This window comes from Rhizobium sp. WYCCWR 11146 (assembly GCF_013591995.1).
GTDB lineage: Bacteria > Pseudomonadota > Alphaproteobacteria > Rhizobiales > Rhizobiaceae > Rhizobium > Rhizobium indicum.
Genome location: NZ_JACCEY010000019.1, coordinates 484,545 through 507,657, shown reverse-complemented (window position 1 = coordinate 507,657; position 23,113 = coordinate 484,545). Strand labels below are relative to the sequence as shown.

Annotated in this window: 26 protein-coding genes; 11 read left to right on the top strand and 15 right to left on the bottom strand. The window is 61.7% G+C overall.

What is annotated here, in order from left to right:
* Window positions 1–2: 2 nt before the first annotated feature.
* Window positions 3–533, bottom strand: coding sequence for a gamma-glutamylcyclotransferase (locus HX899_RS15605; protein ID WP_138331699.1), 531 nt, complete (start codon window positions 531–533; stop codon window positions 3–5).
* Between the two features lie 51 nt (window positions 534–584).
* Between HX899_RS15605 and HX899_RS15600 the strand changes: the two genes are divergently transcribed.
* Window positions 585–1,601, top strand: coding sequence for a DUF2125 domain-containing protein (locus HX899_RS15600; protein WP_181292783.1), 1,017 nt, complete (start codon window positions 585–587; stop codon window positions 1,599–1,601).
* Between the two features lie 97 nt (window positions 1,602–1,698).
* On the opposite strand, the gene HX899_RS15595 is transcribed toward HX899_RS15600, so the two are convergent.
* The 4 genes from HX899_RS15595 to HX899_RS15580 form a co-directional block, all read right to left on the bottom strand.
* A complete protein-coding gene (locus HX899_RS15595; RefSeq protein WP_138389555.1) occupies window positions 1,699–2,118 on the bottom strand; it encodes a GNAT family N-acetyltransferase in 420 nt (139 codons plus the stop codon).
* 8 nt (window positions 2,119–2,126) lie between these two features.
* Window positions 2,127–3,050: a prephenate/arogenate dehydrogenase family protein gene (locus HX899_RS15590; RefSeq protein WP_138389554.1), complete on the bottom strand. Its 924-nt coding sequence runs from the start codon at window positions 3,048–3,050 to the stop codon at window positions 2,127–2,129.
* On the bottom strand, window positions 3,047–4,144 hold the full coding sequence (gene hisC / locus HX899_RS15585; RefSeq protein WP_171600146.1) for a histidinol-phosphate transaminase: 1,098 nt from the start codon (window positions 4,142–4,144) through the stop codon (window positions 3,047–3,049). Before hisC ends, HX899_RS15590 begins: the two co-directional genes overlap by 4 nt.
* Window positions 4,145–4,368: 224 nt before the next feature.
* On the bottom strand, window positions 4,369–5,160 hold the full coding sequence (locus tag HX899_RS15580; RefSeq protein ID WP_130727549.1) for a class I SAM-dependent methyltransferase: 792 nt from the start codon (window positions 5,158–5,160) through the stop codon (window positions 4,369–4,371).
* 53 nt (window positions 5,161–5,213) lie between these two features.
* Here HX899_RS15580 and gloB point away from each other — a divergent pair, with 53 nt between their 5' ends.
* On the top strand, window positions 5,214–5,984 hold the full coding sequence (gene gloB / locus HX899_RS15575; protein ID WP_138331703.1) for a hydroxyacylglutathione hydrolase: 771 nt from the start codon (window positions 5,214–5,216) through the stop codon (window positions 5,982–5,984).
* Window positions 5,984–6,406: a cupin domain-containing protein gene (locus HX899_RS15570; protein WP_138331704.1), complete on the top strand. Its 423-nt coding sequence runs from the start codon at window positions 5,984–5,986 to the stop codon at window positions 6,404–6,406. Before gloB ends, HX899_RS15570 begins: the two co-directional genes overlap by 1 nt.
* Window positions 6,407–6,522: 116 nt before the next feature.
* On the opposite strand, the gene HX899_RS15565 is transcribed toward HX899_RS15570, so the two are convergent.
* Window positions 6,523–7,413 (bottom strand): DMT family transporter, encoded by an 891-nt coding sequence (locus HX899_RS15565; RefSeq protein WP_138331705.1) that lies wholly within the window; start codon window positions 7,411–7,413, stop codon window positions 6,523–6,525.
* A gap of 30 nt (window positions 7,414–7,443) precedes the next feature.
* Window positions 7,444–8,226, bottom strand: a complete 783-nt coding sequence (locus HX899_RS15560) for a DUF3108 domain-containing protein (RefSeq protein ID WP_029871080.1) — start codon at window positions 8,224–8,226, stop codon at window positions 7,444–7,446.
* Between the two features lie 243 nt (window positions 8,227–8,469).
* Between HX899_RS15560 and rpmB the strand changes: the two genes are divergently transcribed.
* Both rpmB and HX899_RS15550 read left to right on the top strand, forming a co-directional pair.
* Complete coding sequence (gene rpmB, locus HX899_RS15555; RefSeq protein WP_003543341.1) at window positions 8,470–8,766, top strand: 50S ribosomal protein L28; 297 nt, start codon at window positions 8,470–8,472, stop codon at window positions 8,764–8,766.
* A 112-nt stretch (window positions 8,767–8,878) separates the two neighbouring features.
* Complete coding sequence (locus tag HX899_RS15550) at window positions 8,879–9,514, top strand: VUT family protein (RefSeq protein ID WP_180194789.1); 636 nt, start codon at window positions 8,879–8,881, stop codon at window positions 9,512–9,514.
* A 6-nt stretch (window positions 9,515–9,520) separates the two neighbouring features.
* Here HX899_RS15550 and HX899_RS15545 read toward each other — a convergent pair whose 3' ends face one another.
* The 5 genes from HX899_RS15545 to HX899_RS15525 form a co-directional block, all read right to left on the bottom strand.
* Window positions 9,521–10,087, bottom strand: coding sequence for an AAA family ATPase (locus HX899_RS15545; RefSeq protein WP_181292782.1), 567 nt, complete (start codon window positions 10,085–10,087; stop codon window positions 9,521–9,523).
* Window positions 10,088–10,271: 184 nt separating this feature from the next.
* Window positions 10,272–11,309: an esterase-like activity of phytase family protein gene (locus HX899_RS15540; RefSeq protein ID WP_181292781.1), complete on the bottom strand. Its 1,038-nt coding sequence runs from the start codon at window positions 11,307–11,309 to the stop codon at window positions 10,272–10,274.
* A gap of 13 nt (window positions 11,310–11,322) precedes the next feature.
* Entirely contained in the window at window positions 11,323–13,224 is a 1,902-nt protein-coding gene (gene cobT, locus HX899_RS15535; RefSeq protein WP_020051849.1) for a cobaltochelatase subunit CobT, read from the bottom strand.
* A gap of 12 nt (window positions 13,225–13,236) precedes the next feature.
* Complete coding sequence (gene cobS, locus HX899_RS15530; RefSeq protein WP_011653731.1) at window positions 13,237–14,229, bottom strand: cobaltochelatase subunit CobS; 993 nt, start codon at window positions 14,227–14,229, stop codon at window positions 13,237–13,239.
* Between the two features lie 311 nt (window positions 14,230–14,540).
* On the bottom strand, window positions 14,541–15,158 hold the full coding sequence (locus tag HX899_RS15525; protein ID WP_011653732.1) for a J domain-containing protein: 618 nt from the start codon (window positions 15,156–15,158) through the stop codon (window positions 14,541–14,543).
* Window positions 15,159–15,259: 101 nt separating this feature from the next.
* On the opposite strand from HX899_RS15525, the gene HX899_RS15520 reads away from it, so the two are divergent.
* Entirely contained in the window at window positions 15,260–15,544 is a 285-nt protein-coding gene (locus tag HX899_RS15520; RefSeq protein WP_171600148.1) for a BolA family transcriptional regulator, read from the top strand.
* 47 nt (window positions 15,545–15,591) lie between these two features.
* Here the strand turns inward: HX899_RS15520 and HX899_RS15515 are convergent, their stop codons facing one another.
* From HX899_RS15515 to HX899_RS15505, 3 genes are read right to left on the bottom strand one after another with little or no spacing between them, the layout of a single operon-like run.
* Window positions 15,592–16,902, bottom strand: coding sequence for an HlyC/CorC family transporter (locus tag HX899_RS15515; RefSeq protein ID WP_181292780.1), 1,311 nt, complete (start codon window positions 16,900–16,902; stop codon window positions 15,592–15,594).
* Window positions 16,902–18,032: a 3-dehydroquinate synthase gene (gene aroB / locus HX899_RS15510; protein WP_171600149.1), complete on the bottom strand. Its 1,131-nt coding sequence runs from the start codon at window positions 18,030–18,032 to the stop codon at window positions 16,902–16,904. Before aroB ends, HX899_RS15515 begins: the two co-directional genes overlap by 1 nt.
* Window positions 18,029–18,619, bottom strand: coding sequence for a shikimate kinase (locus tag HX899_RS15505; protein ID WP_003543361.1), 591 nt, complete (start codon window positions 18,617–18,619; stop codon window positions 18,029–18,031). The genes aroB and HX899_RS15505 overlap by 4 nt, the downstream gene beginning before the upstream one ends.
* Window positions 18,620–18,767: 148 nt before the next feature.
* Here HX899_RS15505 and HX899_RS15500 point away from each other — a divergent pair, with 148 nt between their 5' ends.
* The 5 genes from HX899_RS15500 (at window position 18,768) to HX899_RS15480 (ending at window position 22,593) form a co-directional block, all read left to right on the top strand.
* The gene (locus tag HX899_RS15500; protein WP_012759201.1) at window positions 18,768–18,944 is read left to right on the top strand and encodes a hypothetical protein; all 177 of its coding nucleotides are present in this window, start codon (window positions 18,768–18,770) and stop codon (window positions 18,942–18,944) included.
* 5 nt (window positions 18,945–18,949) lie between these two features.
* Window positions 18,950–19,903, top strand: a complete 954-nt coding sequence (xerD, locus tag HX899_RS15495) for a site-specific tyrosine recombinase XerD (protein WP_181292779.1) — start codon at window positions 18,950–18,952, stop codon at window positions 19,901–19,903.
* Window positions 19,904–19,965: 62 nt separating this feature from the next.
* Window positions 19,966–20,919 (top strand): acetyl-CoA carboxylase carboxyltransferase subunit alpha, encoded by a 954-nt coding sequence (locus HX899_RS15490; RefSeq protein WP_138331713.1) that lies wholly within the window; start codon window positions 19,966–19,968, stop codon window positions 20,917–20,919.
* Window positions 20,920–21,115: 196 nt separating this feature from the next.
* Entirely contained in the window at window positions 21,116–22,363 is a 1,248-nt protein-coding gene (locus HX899_RS15485) for a murein L,D-transpeptidase family protein (RefSeq protein WP_138331714.1), read from the top strand.
* Window positions 22,364–22,368: 5 nt separating this feature from the next.
* Window positions 22,369–22,593, top strand: coding sequence for a sulfurtransferase TusA family protein (locus tag HX899_RS15480; protein WP_128404958.1), 225 nt, complete (start codon window positions 22,369–22,371; stop codon window positions 22,591–22,593).
* The last annotated feature ends 520 nt before the right edge of the window (window positions 22,594–23,113 follow it).

Here is a 23,113-nt window from a genome sequence, read left to right as displayed (position 1 = left end):
GATCAGGCGGCGCGTAGCCGCTCCACTTCGTTGACGACCTGCTCCAGCCAATGGTCGCGAATGCCCATCTGCTTCAGATGCGTCAGCGTGTTGAAGACATAGGCGTCATTCGGACCAGACTGGCCTTTTGCTTCGTTCACCACGCGCGCCGCCGCCAGCGCATCGAGCGCGCCGGCATATTGTTCATGCTCGCGGTCGATGATGTAGGCGACCGCCTCCACCCGGCGCCGTCCGGCAAGCTGCAGCCGCACCCGGCGCTCCAGGTAGACATTGGTGACCAGCTCGCGGGCGCGGAGATAATCGATCACCTCATCCCATTTTTCCGGCGAAATGCGGAAAGCCATGCCGCGGCAGGCGCCACCCCTGTCGAGGCCGAGAACCAGGCCCGGATTGTCGCGGGAGCCACGATGGACAAAGGAGCGGACGCAGAGCGAACGCCTGTAGCCGTAGACCAGGGCCTCTGCCCGCTCCATGAACTCGAAGCCCGGATTCCACATCAGCGAACCGTAGCCAAATACCCAAAATTCGTCCATATCGCACGCCAGACCGGGATTCACATTTGCGATTCACCATCGGAGAACATCATGGCAGCGTCAAGCCAATCCGGCAGCAGCCAATCCGGCAGCGGCAAGAAATTCTGGTTGCTGGGTGGAGGCGTCCTCCTGGTGATTGCGCTTTATACCGGCGGCTGGTTCTATGCGGCCTCGGCGCTGAAGAACACAGTGCTGAAAGCGATCGCGCCGCGCGATCAGGCAGGCGTCAGCGGCGAATGCTCCGATATCGAATTCCGCGGCTATCCCTTCCGTATCGGTCTGTTCTGCTCGAAGATTGACGTCGACGACAATGTCAACGGCGTCTCCGCCACCTTCGGCGCACTGCGTTCGGCAGCCCAGGTCTATGCGCCCGGCAATATCGTCTGGGAACTCGATTCGCCGGCCGAAATCCGCACCAGCAACGGCCTTTCGATCTCGGCCCAATGGACGGACCTGCAGGCAAGTCTTGCAACCAGGCTGCAGGGCGTCGACCGCAGCTCGACCGTCATCGAAGGTCTGAAGGCGATGGCCGTCTCCTCCTACACCGGCCAGACCATGAGCTTCGATGCCGCTCGCACCGAAATCCATCTGCGCCAGAATGGTGCCGATCTCGACGGTGCGATTTCCGTGCAGGACGCCAACGCGGCGATCAAGGACTGGCCGCAGATCTTCCCGAAATTGTCTGCCAGCATCGATCTGACCGTCGCCGGCAAGGCCGGCCTGATCGACGGCAGTGACCGGAACGGCCTCAATGGTGCCACCGGCGACCTGCGCCGCATCGTCGCCGACATCGGCGACGGCAAGGTGATGACGCTCACCGGCCCCTTCTCCTTCGATGAGCAGGGCTTGCTCTCGGGAAAATTCAAGCTGGAGATCGAACAGCTCGGCCCCTGGGGGGACAGCCTGAAACAGGCCTTTCCGGATATCGCCTCGACCGTCAATACGGCGACCAAGCTCTTGAAGGCGCTTGCCGGCGGCGGCGACAAAGTCTCTGTCGATCTCGTCGTCGATCGCGGCAATGCCACCGTCAGCGGTTTCATCCCGCTCGGCCGGATTCCGCCGATCTGATGCATCCCCCCAAAAGTGTCCAGAGGTTTCTGGGATAACGGGATGCATAGGAAAGGCCTGAAGCGCGTCGCATGATTCCGGCTCGACGCGAGGCGCTTCAGGCGATTCGCTTGATGAAGAAGACTTCCGGCACCGATTGCAGGTCGGGCAGCTCGATCGCACCGGTTTCGGAAAATCCGTTGCGGCGATGCCAGTCCTGAGGCCGGCTTTCGTCGCATTCGCTCGACGTCATCAGCAGGCGGGCGCCGTCGCCGCGCATAGCGTCTTCCCAGGCGAGAAACAGCGCCGTGCCGACGCCCGACCGGCGGTGACCGGGCAGGACGCGGATCATTTCCATATAGGGAACCCTGCCCCAGAAGCGGGAAAAGCGCAGGAAACCGACAATCTCATCGGCCTCCCTGGCAACCAGATATTCGCCGAGCGCGACGCAGCGCGATACCCATGCCGCACCGGCGCTAGCATCCTCGCGCGCCAGCCAGTCGATATCCGCCCGGCCGGCACGTGCCACCTCCACCATCGCCGCGGCTACTTCTTGTCCAGCGCATGGCGGCCGAAATCCGGCGCGTCGACATCCTGGCCAGCCTGGACGATCGAACGGCGGATGGCGCGCGTGCGGGTGAAGAGTTCGAATATCTTGTCGCCCTCGCCCCAGCGGATGGCGCGCTGCAGATAGGCGAGATCCTCCGAGAACCGTGCCAGCATTTCGAGGATCGCATCGCGGTTATGCAGGCAGACGTCGCGCCACATCGTCGGGTCGGAGGCAGCAAGGCGGGTGAAATCGCGAAAGCCGGAGGCGGAATATTTGATGACTTCCGATTCCGTCACCGTCTCCAGATCGTCGGCGGTGCCGACGATATTGTAGGCGATGATATGCGGCAGGTGTGAGACGATGGCGAGCACCTTGTCGTGATGCTCGGCATCCATCTCGTCGACTTTCGAGCCCAGCGCTTCCCAGAAGCTGCGAAGCCGCTTCAGCGCCGTCTCATCGGTGCCGGCGACCGGCGTGAAAATGCACCAGCGACCTTCGAAGAGGCCGGGAAAGCCGGCATCCGGGCCGGATTTCTCGGTGCCGGCCAGCGGATGGCCGGGGATAAAATGCACATTATCAGGCATATGCGGCAGCATCTGCGCAATGACAGAAGCCTTTGTCGAACCGACATCGGTGACGATGGCCCCGGGCTTCAGGTTTCCCGAGATCTCCTTCGCCACACTTTCCGAAGCGCCGACCGGCACCGAGACGATCACCAGATCGGCATCCGTGACGGCATCCTGCGACGACGCCGTATAGTGATCGCCGAGGCCAAGCTCTTCCGCGCGCTTCAGCGTATCGGGGCTGCGTGTGGCGACGACGATCTCCCTCGCAAGACCAAGCCGCCTGATGTCATAGGCGAGCGACGATCCGATCAGGCCGATGCCGATCAGCGCGATACGATCGAACTGCACGCTCATGGCTGATGACCCATGAATTCGGTGAGCGCGGCAATCACGCCGCGATTGGCCTCCTCGGGGCCAATGCTCATGCGCAGCGCATTGGCGAAGCCATAACCGCGCACGGCGCGCAGGATGTAACCGCGGCTCGTCAGCAAATCGTCGGCATCCGCGGCGCGCTTACCGTCGATCTCGGGGAAATGGATGAGGACGAAATTGGCGACGGACGGCGTCACCTTCAGCCCGATCGCTTCGAGCGCCTGGGTCAGCGTCTCCACCCACATCTGGTTGAAGGAGACGGCCTGCTGGATGAAGGCCTGATCGCGGATGGCAGCGGCTGCGGCGGCGATTGCCGGTGCGTTCAAGTTGAACGGCGCGCGCACGCGGTTCAGCGCGTCGACGATCTCGGCGGGCGCATACATCCAGCCGACGCGCAGCGCCGCAAGACCATAGGCCTTCGAGAAGGTGCGGGTCATCACCACGTTGGCATTGGAGGATACGACCTCGATGCCGGCTTCATAATCGTTGCGGCGCACATATTCGGCGTAAGCCGCATCGAGCACCAGGACGACATGTTTCGGCAGTCCGGCCTGCAGGCGGCGGATCTCGCTGACGGAAACATAGGTGCCGGTCGGATTGCCGGGATTGGCGATGAAGACGATCTTCGTCTTCTCCGTCACCGCGGCAAGGATCGCATCGACATCGACGGTATAGTCCTTCTCCTTGACGACGACAGGCGTGGCGCCTGCGCCCAGGATCTGGATCTTGTAGACGAGGAAGCCGTGCTCGGTGATGATGCCCTCATCGCCGGCGCCGAGATAGACATGGCAGAGCAGGCCGAGCAGCTCGTCCGAACCGTTGCCGCAGAGGATGTTTGCCGGATTGAGACCGTGCACGGCGGCGATCGCCTCGCGCAGTTCGATCGCCTGCCCGTCGGGATAACGCCCCAGATTGTCGGCAACCGTCTTGAAGGCCTCAATTGCCTTCGGGCTGGCGCCGAGCGGCGTTTCGTTGGACGAGAGCTTGTAGACACGGGCAACACCCGGCGCATGTTCCTTGCCCGGCACATAGGCTGCGATATCGAGAATACCGGGACGCGGAACGGGCTTGCTCATCTCAACGCTCATGGGTTCGACCTTGGAATTGCCGGTAAATCCGGGCTGAAAAACACCAAGTGGCATTAAAGCGGAATGCGATTGTTGTCGAGAGCTATGGGCGTGACACAAGCAGTTGGACACCGCCGGGAGCGACGTCAGCTCCCGCATAATTCCTTAAATCGGAATCGATTTAAGGATAAAATTATGCAGCATTCAAAGTGCTACAGCGTCCTTTGCGCGTCTTAAAAGACGCGCGGCGCTGTCGTGCGTGTGGTCGGCACGCCATGAGGTGCGAGAACCGGCACGAAGACGCGGCGGGAGGCCCGCGCAGCAACCGGCAGCCCCTGATAGAGCCGCTTCTGCGCTTCGACGATGATGACGCCCGAGAAGGCCGGCCAAAGCGTTCGGCCGATCCGCTCGAAGGCGCGCCGCAGGCGCAGGATGGTTCTGAGCTTCGAAGGCGGGAAGAACAGCGCTTCAGCCGTCGCGCCCGGCGTGAAATTCGTCTCGCGCAGCAGATTTGTCAGCTGACCGCGGGAATAGGGCCGGCCCGAACCGAAGGGCGTATGCTCCATGCGTGCCCAGACGCCGCGCCGGTTCGGCACGACGATGACCAGCCGTCCGCCCGGCGCCAGCACCCGCCAGAGCTCCTTCAGCGTCTCGCGCGGGCTTTCGGCAAATTCCAGCGAATGCACCATCAGCACCCGGTCGATCGAGGAATCCGGCAGCGGCAATTCCTCGTCGAAAACCAGCGCCGTCGTCGAGAGCGAGCCCATCGGCCAGTTCACCGCGCCCTGCCCGGCCGGCATGAAGGCGAAGGTGCGTTCGGTATCGGCCTGGAAGCGATCGAGGAAGGGCACGGCATAACCGAGACCGACCAGACGCTCCTGCGGCAGCCGCACCCAGAGCGAGGACAGCGCCATGGCGATCGACTGCTCGGCAAGACGTCCGAGCTCGGAATGATAGAACTGGCGTAAGTCGACGATATCGGCGTGCATTGCGACAAATGTTATCAGCGGGCGGTTGGACTTCAAGGCCGGAACCTCTACATTTCCGCGAGACTCCTGGGATAAGGGATTATTGAACGATGAAACCTTTGGAATTAGACGTTTTTCTCTGCCGCACCGACAATTTCGGCGTTCTCGTGCATGATCCGGAGACAGGCTTTACCGCGGCGATCGATGCGCCGGAGGAGGCGCCGATTCTGGAAGCGGCGACACGTCGCGGCTGGAAAATCACCCATATCTTCACCACGCATCATCACACCGACCATGTCACTGCCAACCTGGCACTGAAGGAACAGTTCGGCTGTGAGATCATCGGCCCGATCAACGAGGCCATTGCCATTCCCGGCCTCGATCGGACGATGGCCGATGGCGACAGCTTCCTTTTCGGCGATCACACGGTCAACGTCATCGAGACGCCCGGCCACACCGCCGGCCACATCTGCTATTACTTTGCCGATGACAAGCTGCTGTTTGCCGCCGACACGCTGTTTGCGCTCGGCTGCGGCCGGCTGTTCGAACGCCCGGCCGCCGATATGTGGCATTCCCTGCAGAAACTCGCCGTGCTGCCCGATGAGACCGCCATCTATTTCGGCCATGAATACACATTGTCCAATGCCCGCTTCGCGCTGACCGTCGATCCCGACAATGAGCGACTGAAGAACCGCGCCGCCGAGATCGAGGCCTTGCGCGCCGACGGCAAATTCACCATCCCGACGACGCTGGGGCTGGAAAAGGAAACCAACCCGTTTCTGCGCGCCGCCGATCCGGCGATCCGCCGCAATCTGCTGATGGAAGGTAAGACCAACGAGGAAGTCTTTGCAGAGATCCGCAAGCGCAAGGACCATTTCTGATGTCGCCTGAGGACATCATCAGCGAACTCGGCATGCAGCCGCATCCCGAAGGTGGCTGGTACGTGCAGACGTTCCGCGATACGGCGGGCGGAGAACGCGGCCATTCGACGGCGATCTATTATCTGCTGACCAGGGGGCAACGTTCGCACTGGCATCGTGTCCATGATGCGGCCGAGGTCTGGCATTATTACGCCGGCGCGCCGCTCTCGCTGCATCGGTCGGAAGACGGAACGGCAAGCGAGACCCTGACGCTCGGAACGAATCTTCCTGCCGGCGAGCGGCCGCAAGCAATCATTCCCGCCAATTGGTGGCAATCGGCCGAAACCCTCGGCGATTTCACCCTGGTCGGCTGCACCGTCTCACCCGGCTTCGAATTCTCGAGCTTCGAGATGGCTCCACCCGGTTGGAAGCCAGGCGGCTAGAGCATGATGCCGAAAAGTGTGAGCGGTTTTCGGGCGACATCATGCTCCAACTATCTAATTTAGAACAGGATTCAGATTTTAGGCCGACCGGGCCTAAAGTCATCCTGTTCTAAGGCCTATGCTGCAGCCGCAGGCTGCGCCGGAACTTTGCGGCGAAACATGTCCTGAGCGGCGAGCACCGCCCCGCCGGTGACGAGCAGGCAGGCGAGAGCAATGCGCCAGCTCGGCTCGGCAAATCCAAACAGCACCAGAATAAGCGTCGAAAGCAGAGGTGCTGCATAACTTGCCGCGCCGAGAATCTGGATATCGCCGTTCTTGACGCCGTAATCCCACGCGTAGAAGGCAGCACCGACCGGAAAGAGCCCGAGCCCGGCGACGGCGACCCATTCGAAAATCGTTTCCGGCCAGACGGTCGTCTCAAGGCCGAGATGGCAGAAGAGCGACAGCATGGAGGTCGCAAGGCAGAAGCCGGTGACGACATCCGTGGAGACGGCGTCGAAACGCCGCGTTAGCAGCGAATAACCGGACCATGTGAAGGCGCAGAGAAAGGCGGCACCGTAACCGACGGCATAGGCGCCGTCGAAATCGACGCCGTTGCGGCCAACGATCAGGAAGGTACCGCAAAGTCCGGCAAGCGCACCCGCCACATGATACCAGCGCAGCCGTTCGCCCGGCAGCAGCGCCGAACCGACGACGATCAGCAGCGGCCAAAGATAGGCGACCAGCCCCGCCTCCACCGCCGGCGCGTTCCGGAGCGCGGTAAAATAGAGAAAATGATAACCGAACAGCCCCGCAATGCCTGTTATCCAGACCTTGGCCGGCTGCTTCAGCAGCGCCAGCCGCGCGGGATTGAGGATAAGCACCACAAGGCCGGGAAGGCTGCCGATCGCAAAGCAGACGGCCGAAAGCTGGAACGGCGGCATCTTGCCGGAGGCGGCCGTGAACAACGCCAGGAACGACCACATCAGAATGGCCGTAAAACCGATCAACGTCGCGCGAAGCTTCACCTGTCCCCCTTCACGGAGGCAGAAGCCCCGTCAGCTGTTGCTGCCGTATTTGACGGCAGTGATCGTCACCATTCCATATTCGGTTGGAATGCGCACATAGACAGGAGCGTATACATTTGCCGCGTCCGACTTGGCAAACCAGATTTCCATCCGGTTACTCTTGCTGAGATAGTCGATGTCCTTGCGGCCCTTCTTGTAGCCCGAGCGCGGTACGAAGCGCACGCTGCAGACGGTCGCCTTGCCCTTGAAGCCATTGGTGGAAAAATCCTCGTCGCCCTTCGGCGACAGCACCAGATCCATGCGTGTCTCGCCATCGAAGATCGGCAGCGTCTGCGAGCAGACCTTGGTGTCGCCGGTGAAGACCAGGCCGGAGATCGGGTCGAGCACCGAGCGCATGTCGCGCGGCGTGACGTCGATCCAGTTCTTCGGACGCTTCGGCATCGGTGTCGTCGTCGCCGAGATGATGTTGCCGTTGCGGTAGCTGACCTCGTAGAAGCGGGCCTTCCGCTTGCCGCTCTTGTAGTAGAGAGAGTATTTTTGCGCCTGCAATCTGTCATTGCGAACTACGCCGGTGACGCTGGTCTTGGCCGAAATCGTCGTGACGAGATCGGCAAGACCGGCAGAATTGATGTCGCCGGCGATCTTGTAGCTGTGATCGTCCTCGATCTGCGTCAGGAACGCGGCGCGCGCGATCGGCAGGCCGGCGAGCGCCACCCGGTATTCCGTCCGATGCTGGATTTCGGCCGCCGATGCCGGTATGGCAAGAAGTGCGGCGATGGCCGAAATGAAAATCCGTCTGCCCGAATGAGCCATGGAAAAAAGCCTTGTCTTGCTGCGCGCTGGCAGGCCCTTGCTGAGCGCTCTATACTCCTGCCGCGAAGGGAAGAAAACAGCAGCTTTTTGACAGAATTGCGGGAAAGGCCAAGGTTTGGCTTGACGCGAGCAGCCTGTCTGACTATAGAACCGCAACTTTCCAATCATGCCCGTTGGATTGCGCGCCTGGCTTTGCCGGGAATGGCAATTCGATGGCCCGAGAAAAACAAGAATAGGTGTTCCATGTCCCGCGTGTGCGAATTGACCGGCAAGGCCGTCCTGACTGGTAACAATGTCAGCCATGCCAACAACAAGACCAAGCGCCGGTTCCTGCCGAACCTGTGCCAGGTAACGCTGATTTCCGACGCTCTCAACCAGCGTTATCGTCTTCGCGTTTCGGCTGCCGCTCTTCGCACCGTCGAGCATCGTGGCGGCCTCGATGCCTTCCTGCTGAAGGCCAGCGAAAACGAACTGTCGATGCGCGCTCGCCTGCTGCGCCGTCAGATCGCCAAGAAGACTGCTGAAGCCGCTGCTGCGTAAGCTTCTGCCCTTCTTTTATACGGCTTCAAAAGGCTTGAACGGATAATACCGGACAAGCCTTTTGCTTTGCCGGTTTGCTCCTCCAACTGGTGGCATCACCCAGGATAAAAAAATGCTGAAGACCCGCTATACCATCGCCTATGTCGCGCTGATGACGCTCGTCGTCGTCGCCTCCAACTTCCTCGTCCAGTTTCCGCTGAACGCCGAAGTCGCCGGCATCAACCTTGCCGACATCCTGACCTGGGGCGCTTTCTCCTATCCGATCGCCTTCCTGATCACCGATCTGACCAATCGTCAGTTCGGCCCGCAGGCAGCCCGCAAGGTCGTGTTTGCCGGCTTCGTCGTCGGCGTGACGCTCTCCTTCTTCACCTCAGTGCCGCGTATCGCCATCGCCTCCGGCTCGGCCTATCTCGCCGGCCAGCTGCTCGATATCGCCGTCTTCAACCGCCTTCGCCGCCAGGCCTGGTGGCGCGCGCCGCTGGTTGGCTCGCTGATCGGCTCGGCGCTCGATACGGTGATGTTCTTCTCGTTGTCCTTCGCGGCGTTTTTCGTCTTCCTCGGCCCGAACGATCCCTTTGCGCTGGAAGCAGCCCCCATCCTCGGCGTCTTCGCCGCGGAGGCTCCGCGCTGGATTTCCTGGGCGATCGGCGATTTCGCCGTGAAGATGATCGTCGGCCTCGTCATGCTGCTGCCTTATGGCGCACTGATGAATGTGCTGCGGCCGATGCAGGCTGCTCGCGCCAGCTAGCTGAAGTTACGGACGCCGCCGGACCGCACCGGCGGCGAGGGCCGGATGCAGCGGCACCTCTGCCGTCAGATCGTCGATACCTAGCGATGAATCGAGCCGCAGCACCGGCGCTGTCTGTGTTTCCAGCCATTGCTCATGTGCCACAAGGCTGCGGCGTTCGGGGCCGGCCGTATCGTAGCTGGCCGCCCATTCCAGGAATTCCCCGCTTTTTACGGCCATGTCGCCGCCCGGCCTGATTCTATTGCCGTATCGGGCAATCTCCCGCGCAAGGATGCGCGCCATTCTAAGCTCCGAGTCGATCCTGAGGGACACGATCAGATCGTAAAGCGGCTCGAGCGGCCTTCCCCATTTCAGCGCCGATCCGGAGAGGACCCAGCCGTCATGCCGCGCCACCTCATCGAGGAGCAGCCCGATGCGCTCGTCGGCATCCCTCGGCGTCGCGAAGGGCGGATCAGTCGGTAACCAGAAGAAATCGTCGGTGTCGAGATGGGCGATATCGAGCTTCTCGGCAAGCGCACGGCCGAGTGATGTCGTGCCTGAACCGGACGCGCCCATGACATGAATATGCACCACGAACTTCCCTCCGAGGCTGCTTTCCCGATGTCGCAAGCCGACCGATTGCGGCGGGATAGCCGAGGCATATGACATCAGTCTGACGTCTACGTCCTTTCGGACGCACAAAGGACGCTCTAACATTTTGAATCTACGCATCGTGCTTTCCGAAAATCGATTCCGATTTTCGGGCCGATGGCTAGGATCAATTCCGCTTCCGGGAACTCGGCGCTGACCACGCGGCCTCTTCCGAAAGCCGAAATTCCAGCATCAGATTGCGCTGCAGGATCGAATGATTGTCGTCCGACACTAGAATGATATGGGTCGTGCCGTCGGCGGCCTGGAAAGCATCGAGCCCTTCCATATTGTCGATCTGCGAGTTGAAATTGCCTTCCAGCAGCAAGTCGCCGTCGACGACGGCGCCGGGGCTGATGTCGGCGCCCTTGATGCGCCGAAGACGCATGCCGATGCCTTCGGCCATGTTGAAGCGGCGCTCCAGCAGCAGCAGGTCGCCGTTCGGCAGGAAGGCACCGTCGGTGATGTCGAAGCTGCCGTCTCGCTTAACCGAGAAACGGCCTTTCAGCGGCCCGCTGAGAATGGCCGCCAGCCGATTGCCGTCACTGTCGAGACCGCGTTCGGAGACGATGACCACGCCGCCCTTGAGTGGGCTGGATGCCGGCGCCACGGCGATGGTTTCGATGCCGCGGTTGTCGTCCAGCATCTTTCGCGGGATGAGGATCGGCAGGGTGGCGATCACTCCCGAGCCGGCAAAGCCGGGATCGGGATAGACATCGACGCGATGAGCCTGCTCGAAGGAGACCAGGATCCGGTCGCCGTCGAGCGCCAGGCCTTCGGCATCCATATGTCCCTTGCCCTCGAAGCTGCGCCCGGCGCTGTTCTTCATCGGCGTGATCTCGACATCCGAAAGGCCGGAAAGCCTGCCCTTGACGTCGCGCTCGATGCTGCCGGTCAGCCACTGGCCGGTGTCGAGCACGACGACGAAATGTTTTTGGTCCGGCCGGAAACGGATGGAGGAGAGCGAGCCGAATAGCGCTCGGCTGGAGACCATTTCCAGCCCGCCGAGAAATTCCAGCGAACCGAATTGCGTCTCCGAAGAGCCGATCCTGAAATCGGAGATTTGCCGGCTAATGACCGGCACGTCGTCGCCGGCCCATGACGAGGAAGCGCCGGCCGCGATGCAGAGAGCGATCGACGCCGCACGGCAGAGGCGCTTGACTGTCATTCTTCCAGCGACGTCAGCCGGCACGGCGAATCCGGCCGCCGCGCGGCTGGACGGATTGGTCCTCGAACAGTGAGGCAAGCTGCTCGGTCATCGCACCGGCAAGCTCGTCCGCATCGACGATCGTCACGGCGCGGCGATAGTAGCGCGTCACGTCGTGGCCGATGCCGATCGCCAGCAGTTCGACAGGCGAGCGCGTCTCGATCTGTTCGATGACGGCGCGCAGGTGCCGCTCCAGATAATTGCCCGGATTGACCGACAGCGTCGAATCGTCCACCGGCGCGCCGTCCGAGATCATCATCAGGATACGGCGCTGCTCACGGCGCGCGAGCAGGCGATTATGCGCCCAGATCAGCGCCTCGCCGTCGATATTTTCCTTGAGCAGGCCCTCGCGCATCATCAGCCCAAGATTGGCGCGCGCGCGCCGCCACGGCGCGTCGGCCGATTTGTAGATGATATGACGCAGGTCGTTGAGACGGCCTGGCGTCTGCGGCTTGCCGCCGGCAAGCCAGTTTTCACGCGCCTGCCCGCCCTTCCAGGCCTTGGTCGTAAAGCCCAGGATCTCGACCTTGACGCCGCAGCGCTCCAGCGTGCGGGCGAGAATGTCGGCGCAGGTGGCGGCAACCGTGATCGGCCGGCCGCGCATCGAGCCGGAATTGTCGATGAGCAGGGTAACGACGGTATCGCGGAACTGGGTGTCGCGCTCCATCTTGAAGGAGAGCGCCTGCATCGGATCGATGATGATGCGCTGCAGCCGGGCCGGATCGAGATAACCCTCTTCCAGGTCGAAATCCCAGGAGCGGTTCTGCTGCGCCATCAGGCGGCGCTGCAGCCGGTTGGCGAGACGGCCGACGGCGCCTTGGAGATGCGCCAACTGCTTGTCGAGGAAGGCGCGCAGGCGCTCCAGCTCGGCGGCGTCGCAAAGTTCCTCGGCGGTGATGATCTCGTCAAACTCTTCGGTAAAGACGTGATAATCGACCTTCTCGTTGAAATCGGCAAAAGGCGTATTCGGCCGGCGGGTCTCGCCCGGCGTTTCCGAATCGTCCTCACCCTCTTCCATCATATCGTCGTCGGAGATTTCGGCGCCTTCGGTCTCGCCGTCCTCCATCTGCTCGTCGGCGACTTCACTGTCCTCGACGGGGGCGGCATCGGTGCCGGCATCCTCGTCGACCTCGTCCTGGTCCTGCTCATCGCCGCTCGGCTGGTCTTCCTGCTCCGACTGGTCATCATTGTCGGCGTCGCTGTCGTCGTCGCCGTACTCCTCGGCCATTTCCATGGCCGACAGCATGTTGCGGATGACCTTGGCGAAGGCTTGCTGGTCATTGATCGCGCTCGACAGATTGTCGAGTTCGGACCCTGCCTTGTCCTCGATAAAGTCGCGCCAAAGGTCGAGCACCTTGCCGGCAGAGGCCGGCGGGCGCTGGCCGGTCAGCTTCTCGCGCACCATCATCGCAACGGCTTCGCCGACCGGTGCGTCTTCCTGGCGCTCGATGCCGGTAAAATTCGCCTTGGAATATTTCTCATCCGTCATGGAGCGCAGGTTCGACGCCATGCCCTCCATGCGCAGCGCGCCGATCGATTCCACACGCGCCTGCTCGACCACATCGAAGATCGCCCGGGCATCCGAGCCCTGCGGCGCCATCGTCGCATGCACCTTCTCGTCATGGCAGGCGAGCCGCAGCGCCATCGAATCGCCGAGACCGCGGGTGACCGCCAGCTCATGCGCCGTCGGCCGCTTGGAAAGTTCCGGCAGCCGAATGCGCTCGCCGGTCATCCCCGGCCGTTCATTGGCGAAGGTCACCTCAACGTCGCCGTCGCCGGCGATCGAGCGCACGCAGCCGGTTATCGCCCGGCGCAATGGCTCGACGTCGACAGGCGCGCCGGGCTTTGCTTTCGAATTGTCACCGCGAGCTGCCATGATCGGTCGGTCTCAAGCTCCGAGAACGATATTGGCGGCACTTTCCTTCAGCTCGACGCCGAAGGCCCGCTGATAGTGCTCGGCGACCAGCGGACGCTCCAGCTCATCGCACTTGTTGAGGAATGTGACGCGGAAGGCGAAGGCGAGATCGCCGAAGATCTCAGCGTTTTCGGCCCAGGTGATGACGGTGCGCGGGCTCATGACGGTCGAGAGATCACCGTTCATGAAGGCAGCGCGCGTCAGGTCGGCGACGCGCACCATCTTCGACACGGTCTCGCGGCCGCCCTTGTCCTTGCCGAAGCTCTTCACCTTGGCGGCGACGATATTCACTTCATGATCATGCGGCAGATAGTTCAGCGTGGTGACGATCGACCAGCGGTCCATCTGCGCCTGGTTGATCTGCTGCGTACCATGATAGAGGCCGGTCGTGTCGCCGAGGCCGATCGTATTTGCGGTCGCAAACAGACGGAATGCCGGGTGCGGCCGAATGACGCGGCTCTGGTCGAGCAGCGTCAGGCGACCGGAGGATTCGAGCACGCGCTGGATTACGAACATCACATCGGGACGGCCGGCATCATATTCGTCGAAGACGAGCGCAACATTGTGCTGATAGGCCCAGGGCAGGATGCCGTCCTTGAATTCGGTGACCTGCAGCCCGTCCTTGACGACGATCGCATCCTTGCCGACGAGATCGATACGGCTGACATGGCTGTCGAGGTTGATGCGCACGCAGGGCCAGTTGAGCCGCGCCGCCACCTGCTCGATATGCGAGGACTTGCCCGTGCCGTGGTAGCCGGAGATCATCACGCGGCGGTTATGGGCGAAGCCTGCGAGAATGGCGAGCGTCGTGTCGCGGTCGAACAGGTAGTCGGTATCGAGGTCCGGCACATAGGCGTCGCCCTTGCTGTAGGCGGGAACGCGGATGTCGGAATCGATGCCGAAGGCCTCGCGAACCGAAACGGTGGTATCGGGCAGTTCGGAAATATCAAGGTCGATCTTGCTCATCATGTCTCCAAGGCGGGTGATGCCACCCGGCCATACTGTCTCAGGCCATGTCGCAACCGTGACGCCGCGTTTTTTTATTCCGCGCCCGTCCAGGTCGGAACGTCGGCGATGCTTCTCCGGGACTGAAACGAAACCTCGGCGGGATAATGACCGCGTGCGAGCATTCTTGAAAGAGTCCCGGACAAGAAACGCCGCGTCCGGAAGGTCGGCGGAGGCGATGTCGGGAAAACGCACAAATATGAGCCGCGTTTGCCTGCGGCCTCAGCCGATTTGGACCATACCCGATTGAAGCCCAAGAGCAAGGACGGGAATTAACAAAAACCGTTCTGCTTCAACAATTGATAGGCCTGGATGACGGCGCGGAAACGCTCCTCCGAGCCGCGGTCGCCGCCATTGGCATCCGGATGGTGTTTCTTCACCAGTTCCTTGTAGCGGCTCTTGATCTCCGCCGATGTCGCATTGGCGTCGAGGCCCATCGTTTCGAAGGCCTTGGTTTCGAGCGATTTCAGCTTGCGTGCCTGCGGAAAACGCGGCCCGCTGCCCTTGCCGCCTTCCTTGACGAAGCCGAAGGGATCGCGAACGCGGGTATAGGCGCCGGAGCGGATCTCCGAATGCAGCGGACTGTCCTTCGCCGCCTTGTTGACGCCGACCGTCCATGTCGGCCGGTGACCGGTGATCGCCTCTTTCTGGTAACGCGCGATCTCGCCGTCCGAAAGACCGGAGAAATAATTGTAGCCCTTGTTGTATTCCTTGACGTGCTCGAAACAGAACAAAAAGAACTGGCCTTCCGCATTGCGGCCGACGGGAGCGCGATGCGCCCCCTTTTTGTCGCAGCCGTCCCACTGACAGGTAGGCGGCGCCTGCTCTGTCTCTGGCTCGCGTTTGCGGCGTGTTCGGATGCGATCGAAATATTTGGAATCAAGTCTCATGACGGCGCTAATTATGGGGCTGTCGCGAAGCGACAACAAGAATTGACAAACGGGAATGTTGCTGGCTTGGTAGGAACCCTTTTCGCGAACAGCAAGACCGGATGATGACCCTGCGAACCCGCATCGAAGAAAAACTTGTCGAAGCCTTCGCGCCCGACCGCCTGAGCGTCATCGACGAAAGCCATCTGCATGCCGGCCACCAGCCCGATATCACGGGCACCGGCGAAACCCATATGCGGGTGAGGATCGTTTCCGGAAAATTCGCCGGCATGTCGCGGCTGGCGCGCCACCGGGCCATCACCGACCTGTTGAAACCGGAGCTCGATGCCGGCCTGCATGCGCTGGCCGTCGAACCGGCTGCACCTGATGAACCGACCCGCTGGTAGCGGCACGCAACCCATATGGGCATTCGCCGTCTAAGATCCAAGCATAATCAGCCTGGCTTTGCGCCGTCTTCCCCGGCCGGGCGGATGCGCAGCTTGGTGATGCGGTTCTTCTCCCGCTTCATGACGACGAAACGCTTGCCGTAGAAGGTGAAGGCCTGGCGCTCTTCCGGGATGGTCATCGATTCGTGGATGACGAGTCCGGCGATCGTCGTCGCCTCCTCGTCCGGCAGGTTCCAGTCGAGCGCGCGGTTCAGGTCGCGGATCGGCACGCCGCCATCAACGACGACGGAACCGTCGGCCTCCTGGCGCACACCCTGTATTTCGATATCGTGCTCGTCGGAGATGTCGCCGACGATTTCCTCGAGAATATCCTCCAGCGTGACGATGCCCTGCACCTCGCCATATTCATCGACGACGACGGCGAAATGCTGCTTGCGGCGCAGGAAAGCGTTGAGCTGGTCCTCGAGGTTGGTGCTGTCGGGCACGAACCACGGCTTCTGCGCGATCTTCACGATATCGAGGTTCTGCGGCTCCATGTTCGGCTCGGCGAGCGCCCGCAGCAGATCCTTGGCGTGGACGACGCCGATGATGTTGTCGATCGTGCCGCGCCACAACGGCATACGCGTATAGGGGCTTTCGAGGATGACGCGCACCACCGCTTCCGGCGCATCGTCGGCGTTGATCGCCCGCATCGCGGTGCGGTGGACCATGATGTCGGAGAGTTCGAGCTCGCTAAGATCGAGTATGCCGCCGAGGCGGTCACGGTCGGCCTTCACCACCGATCCCTCGCGGTGCAGCAGATCGACGGCGCCGCGCAGCTCCTCATGCGCCGTCAGCATCGATGTCTCGCGTGAGAGATTGATGCCGAACAGCGAAAGAATCTGCCGGACGATCGCATTGACGAAGGAGGAAACCGGGCCGACGACGGCGACGAAAAGCTTGGCCGGCAGCGCGATGGCGAGTGCGAAGCGCTCAGGCGCCGAAATCGCCCAGCTCTTCGGCAGCACTTCCGCGAAGATCACCAGAATGACGGTCATCGCAAGCGTCGCCAGCGCCACGCCGGAACTGCCGAACAGCCCGAGGAAGAGGCTGGTGGCGATCGAGGAGGACAGGATATTGGCGAGATTGTTGCCGATGAGCAGCGCGCCGATCAGCCGGTCGCGCCGCTCGATCAACTGCCGGACGACGCTGGCGCGTTCGTCGCCGTTGACCTCGAGCGTATGGATACGGCTGCGCGAAACGGCGGTCAACGCGGTCTCGGAGCCGGAAAAGAAGGCGGACATGAGCACGAGCGCCGTGATCGAAAGGATCTCCGGCCAATATGTCGAAAGAAATGCCAGAGCGCCTTCGACCGACATCAGGCGTGTTTTTCCCGGAGAAAGCTGATCACTTCGGACGCCGGAACATCGTCGGCGACGAAGGACTGGCCGATGCCGCGTGTCAGGATGAAGGTGAGCTTGCCGCTCTTGACCTTCTTGTCCTGGGCGATCGCGTCCATCAGCGTTTCGGCCGGCGGCAGGTCGCCTGGAATGTCGGACATGCGGGTCGGCAGGCCGACCTCCTTCAGATGCCGCTCGACGCGCCGCGCATCGTCCGGGCTTGCAAGGTTCATCCGTGCGGAGAATTCGTGCGCCAGCACCATGCCGATCGAAACGCCCTCGCCATGCACGAGGCGAGAACTGTCATAGGCGGTCGCCGCTTCCAGCGCGTGGCCGAAGGTATGGCCGAGATTGAGCAGCGCTCGCTGACCATTCTCACGCTCGTCGGCAACGACGACATCGGCCTTTGCCTGGCAGCTTGCGGCAATCGCCTCGATGCGGGCGGAGCCGCCGGTAAAAACCGCTTTCCAATTCGCTTCCAGCCAGGCAAAGAAATCCGGCTTGTCGATCAACCCGTATTTAGCGACCTCGGCGTAACCTGCGCGGAATTCGCGCTCGCTCAGCGAATTCAGCACATCCGTATCGGCCAGAACCAGGTCCGGCTGATGGAAGACGCCGATCAGATTCTTGCCGTGGCGGGAATTGATCCCGGTCTTGCCGCCGACGGAGGAATCGACCTGAGACAGCAGCGAGGTCGGTACCTGCACCAAGCGCACGCCGCGACGGACGATGCCGGCCGCAAATCCCGAAAGATCGCCGATGACCCCGCCACCGAGCGCGATGACGTAATCATTGCGCTCGACGCGCGCCTCCAGCACCTTGTCGCAGGCCGTCATCAGATGTTCGAAGCTCTTGGTCTTCTCGCCGGCCGGCAGGACGACCTCAGCCGAGGCGATACCTGCTTCATCCAGACTTGCGACCAGGGCTTTGAGATAGAGCGGCGCGACATTTTCATCGGTGACAACAGCCGCCTTGCGGCCCTTGAGGCGAGAGGCGATCTCGGCACCGGCCCGCGTAATCAGCCCCGGCCCGATCAGGATGTCGTAGGCGCGCTCGCCGAGCGGCACATGCACCGTTCGGATGGCGGAGGCGGAGGTTATCGCATTCATGACGCTGCACTTTCCTTCTGAGCTTCGATCAAGGCCTTTAAGACTTCGTCGGCCATGATTTCCTTGCGGACGTCGCGCGAAAGCACGGTCAGATCGGCCTGCGCATAGATCGGATAACGCGCATTCATCAGGCCCTCGAGCGTCTGCTTCGGATTTTCGGTCTTGAGCAGCGGCCGTGTGTCGCGCTTGGCGACCCGGTCCCAGAGCACGTCGAGATCGGCCTTCAGCCAGACGGAAAGACCGCCCTTCTTGATATGCTTGCGCGTCCGGTCGTTGATGAAGGCGCCGCCTCCGGTGGAGACGACACGCGGCCCGCTCTTCAGCAGCCGCTTGATCACCCGCGCTTCCAACGCCCGGAACTCCTGCTCGCCATAGGCGGCGAAAAGCTCGGCGATCGTCATGCGCGACACCCGCTCGATCTCGAGATCGCTGTCGATGAAGGGAATGGCGAGCTGGCTGGCGACGATGCGCCCGACAGAGGATTTGCCGGCGCCCATCAGGCCGACAAGGATGAGATTGCGTGAACCGAGCGCGGCGCGAGCTCTGTCTTTCAAGCTTTCAGCAACGGTCAGCAGTTGTTCACTCATCGGTCCATTCACACTTTGTTTGCAAACGGTATCGACAAATGCAGATGGAGCGTCAAGTCGCGGACTAGGGAATCATGGCTTGAATACCGCTTCTTGCACTTGCAGATAGGCTTCTTATAACAGAAGCAGAGCATGAAGGAGTTGCTGGATGCCGACCCTGTTCCGTTTCCTGTTCGTCTGCGCGATCCTCGCCGGGACGGTCTACGGAGCGATGCTGGCGCTTGTGACCTTCGTGGAGCCGCAGCAGCGCGACGTGACGATCCGCATTCCGTCCGAGCGGGTCAATCCGCCCGCGACGGGCGCGATCGACACGACCAGGAAGTGACCGGCATGGTGGATCTCGGCCGCGTCCATGTGGAATCCTTCCTGGAGATGATGAGCGCCGAGCGCGGCGCTGCCGCCAACACGCTGCAATCCTATGAACGCGATCTCGACGACGTCTGCTCCTTCCTGACGGAGCGCAGCATACGGCTCACCGAAGCTGCCTCCGCCGATCTCGCCGCCTATCTCTCCTCGCTCGCCCGAAAGGGTTTCAAACCCTCGTCCCAGGCGCGCCGGCTTGCCGCCATGCGGCAGTTCTACAAGTTCCTCTATGCCGAGGGCCTGAGGACCGACGACCCCACTGGCATTCTCGACGCGCCGAAGAAGGGCCGTCCGCTGCCGAAGACGATGGGCGTCGACGAGGTCGGCAGGCTGCTTTCGCAGGCCGAGGCCGAAGCCGAGGATCCGGCTCCGGGCCAGTTGCAGCGCCTGCGCATGCTGGCGTTGCTGGAGCTGCTCTATGCCACCGGAATGCGGGTCAGCGAACTCGTCTCGCTTCCCGCCCGCGTGCTCGATCAGGAAGGCCGTTTCCTGATGATCCGTGGCAAGGGCAACAAGGAGCGGCTGGTGCCGCTGTCGCATTCGGCAATATCAGCCCTGAAATCCTACGGGCGCCTGCTGGCGGCCGAAAATGCAGCCGTGAAGGAACAGCAGGAAAGCCCGTGGCTGTTTCCCTCCGCCTCGAAGGAGGGATACCTGCCGCGCCAGGTTTTTGCCCGCGACCTCAAGAACCTCGCGATCCGCGCCGGCCTGACGCCGTCGCTGATCTCGCCGCATGTCATGCGCCACGCCTTTGCCAGCCACCTGCTTGCCAACGGCGCCGATCTGCGCGTCGTACAGGAACTCCTCGGCCATTCGGACATTTCGACCACGCAGATCTACACACATGTCCTCGAAGAGAGGCTGCAGCAGCTTGTCCAGACGCATCACCCCCTTGCCAAACAGGCGAAAAAGCACGAATAGGACCGGCGACATGGGGCGGAGCCAGGAAAACGCCCCGGGCACAAGGAACGGAAACGCACCTCATGCACAATTATCTCGACTTCGAAAAGCCGATCTCCGACCTCGAAGGCAAGATCATCGAGCTGAAGAAGCTCGCAACGGAAGACGAGAGCATCGACACCACCGATGAGATCGGCCGGCTGGAGGTTCGCGTCCGTGAGGCGATCGTCGAAATCTATTCCAAGCTCAATCCCTGGCAGAAGACGCAGGTCGCCCGCCATCCGCAGCGCCCGCATTTCATCGATTACGCCAAGACCCTGTTCCAGGAATTCACACCGCTCGCCGGCGACCGCAAATTTTCCGAGGATGCCGCGATCCAGGCAGGCCTTGCCCGCTTCCGCGGCCAACCCGTCGCCGTCATCGGCCAGGAAAAGGGCAACGACACCAAGAGCCGCATCAAGCACAATTTCGGCAGCCCCCGTCCGGAAGGCTATCGAAAGGCGATCCGCATCCTTGAAATGGCCGATCGTTTCGGCCTGCCGGTGATTTCGCTGGTGGATACGGCAGGCGCCTATCCCGGCGTCGGCGCCGAAGAGCGCGGCCAGGCCGAGGCGATCGCCCGCTCAACGGAAATGTGTCTCGGCGTCAAGGTTCCACTGGTCTCCGTCGTCATCGGCGAAGGAGGCTCGGGCGGCGCCATCGCCATCGCCACCGGCAACAAGGTCTATATGCTCGAGCATTCGATCTACAGCGTAATCTCGCCCGAAGGGGCAGCTTCCATCCTCTGGCGCGATTCCACCCGCGCCCGGGAAGCGGCGACCAACATGAAGATCACCGCCGAGGACCTGAAGTCGCTCGGCGTTATCGACGGCATCATTTCCGAGCCGCTCGGCGGCGCGCATCGCGATCCCGACAGCGTGATAGCCGCAACCGGCGACGTAATCGCCAGTGCGCTGGCTGAGATGGCACCCCGCTCCGGCGAACAGCTGCGCAACGACCGCCGCCAGAAATTCCTCGCCATGGGCCGCAATCTCTAACGGACATTCGGTTTCTCATCGATTGGGGCCAAATCTTGGCCACATTGATGTTATCTGTAGCATTCGCGCTTGCGGGGATGTTCCAGGCACGTCATAGGCTGGTAAGGACTTGTAAAGTATAAACCGTCTATGATTCCGTTTGATGCCTGGACTCCATGGGCGGACCGGGTCGCATTATCTTTATGGGCTAGTTGGGATGCGCATACGTCATTTTGCCTATATCTCCCTCATGGCGCTGGCTCTGTCCGGCTGCAATGACGCGTTGGAAACCGCGCAGGTCGATCTTTCCAAGGTCAAGAACAAGGTCGAGCAGCCGCTTCCCAGCCATATCCTCGCTCAGATGTCCGCCAAGGGCATGGACCGTAATTCGCCGATCATGATCCGCATCTTCAAGGAAGAAGGTGCCATGGAGATCTGGAAGGCGAAAACCGACAACCGTTTCGACAAGATCGCCGATTACAAGATCTGCGCCTGGTCCGGCCGTCTCGGCCCGAAGGTAAAGACCGGCGACCGGCAGGCGCCGGAAGGTTTCTACGACCTGACGCGCGCCAACCTCAATCCCAATTCCAAATATTATCTGGCGATCAACACCGGCTTCCCGAACCGCTACGACGCGGCGAACGGCCGCACCGGTTCCGATCTGATGATCCACGGCGCCTGCTCGTCCTCCGGCTGCTATTCGATGACCGACCAGCAGGTGCTGGAGATCTACGCTTTTGCCCGCGACGCCTTCAAGGGCGGCCAGGCGACGGTGCAGCTGCAGGCCTTCCCCTTCCGCATGACGGCGGAAAACATGGTGAAGCATCGCCTCGACGGCAATTACGACTTCTGGAAGATGCTGAAGGTCGGCTACGACAATTTCGAAGTGACGAAGCGCCCGCCTGAGGTGAATGTCTGCGAGAAGAAATACGTCTTCAATCAGCAGGCAACCGACGGCAACGCCTTCAATGCCGCCGGCAAATGCCCGGCAATGTCGACGCCGCCGGCGCTGACGGCCGCCCTTGCCTCCTACGGCAAGACCTACGATGCCGATTATGCCAAGGCGATGAGCAAATTTGACGGCATGGCCTGGTACGATCCCACCGAAGCCGAACGCAAGGCCGTGGTCGCCAAGCAGCGTAAGGGCCGCGAGCTTGCTTACGCTCCGACCGGCACCTCGCTGGAAGCCGGCCGCATGGTCAAGGTCGCCGAACTCGAAGACATGATGGCCAAGCGCACCGCGCAGGGCCTCGCCGCCAAGAGCGCGCCGGGCGCCACGCCGGCAACACCTGCCGGGCCGCAGGCAATCTCTGCCCAGCCGCAGGCAACGGCCGTCGCTGCCGCGACACCTGCGGTCGTGCCGGTGCCGATGCAGAACCCGCTGGCCTTTGCGGCGCCCGAACCGCAGGAAACGGCGGAAGCCACGGCAAAGAAGCCGTTCTGGAAATTCTGGGCGAGGAACTGAACGGCTTGAACCCCGTTCTCTACGATCTTCGCGGCCTGAAATGCCCATTGCCCGTGATCAAGACACGCAAGAAGCTCGCCGCCATGGCGAGCGGCACGCTCATTCGCGTCGACACCACCGACCCGCTGGCCGTGATCGATATGCCGCATTTCTGCAATGAGGACGGCCACGAACTGGTCGAGACGGAAAAGACCGAAAACGGCCACCGCTTCCTGATCCGCAAGCGCTAAAGCGCGTCGCGCAAAACTGTGCAGCGGTATTTGCGACAACGAGATGCGTAAAAACAAAAACCTAAAACGCGACGATTAAATCCGAAAGTTCGCCGAAGCGTACGCCTCCACCATAAGGCCGTCGTCCGCATCTCCAACCTTGCCTGCTCGCGCTTCCGCAGCTGCCGATCTGAGACCAGGCGCGGTGAAAATTCATCATACAACTACACAGCTTTTGTATGTTGACATTATACTTTACAGGTTCTAGCCATAGTGAGCCGGTCGGAGGAACGGCAAGAATAGAGGAGGCTATTGATCCAAGTCTTCTGTTTCCACAAGAAGAGCGACAGTGTTCGCGTGTAGAGGTCAGCAGCTGCTCCATCGAACCCGATGGGCACCGCTGAGCCATGTCGGTATGTCTCGATGAGGCTCTTCCAACTCGCGCAACTTTTCGTGCCGGACCATCAGTGCCCGATTGTGGAAATATCGCTGGAAGGAGGCGAAGCGTGCAGAGGACCTTCCTCTAAGTCGCAAAGCCGGG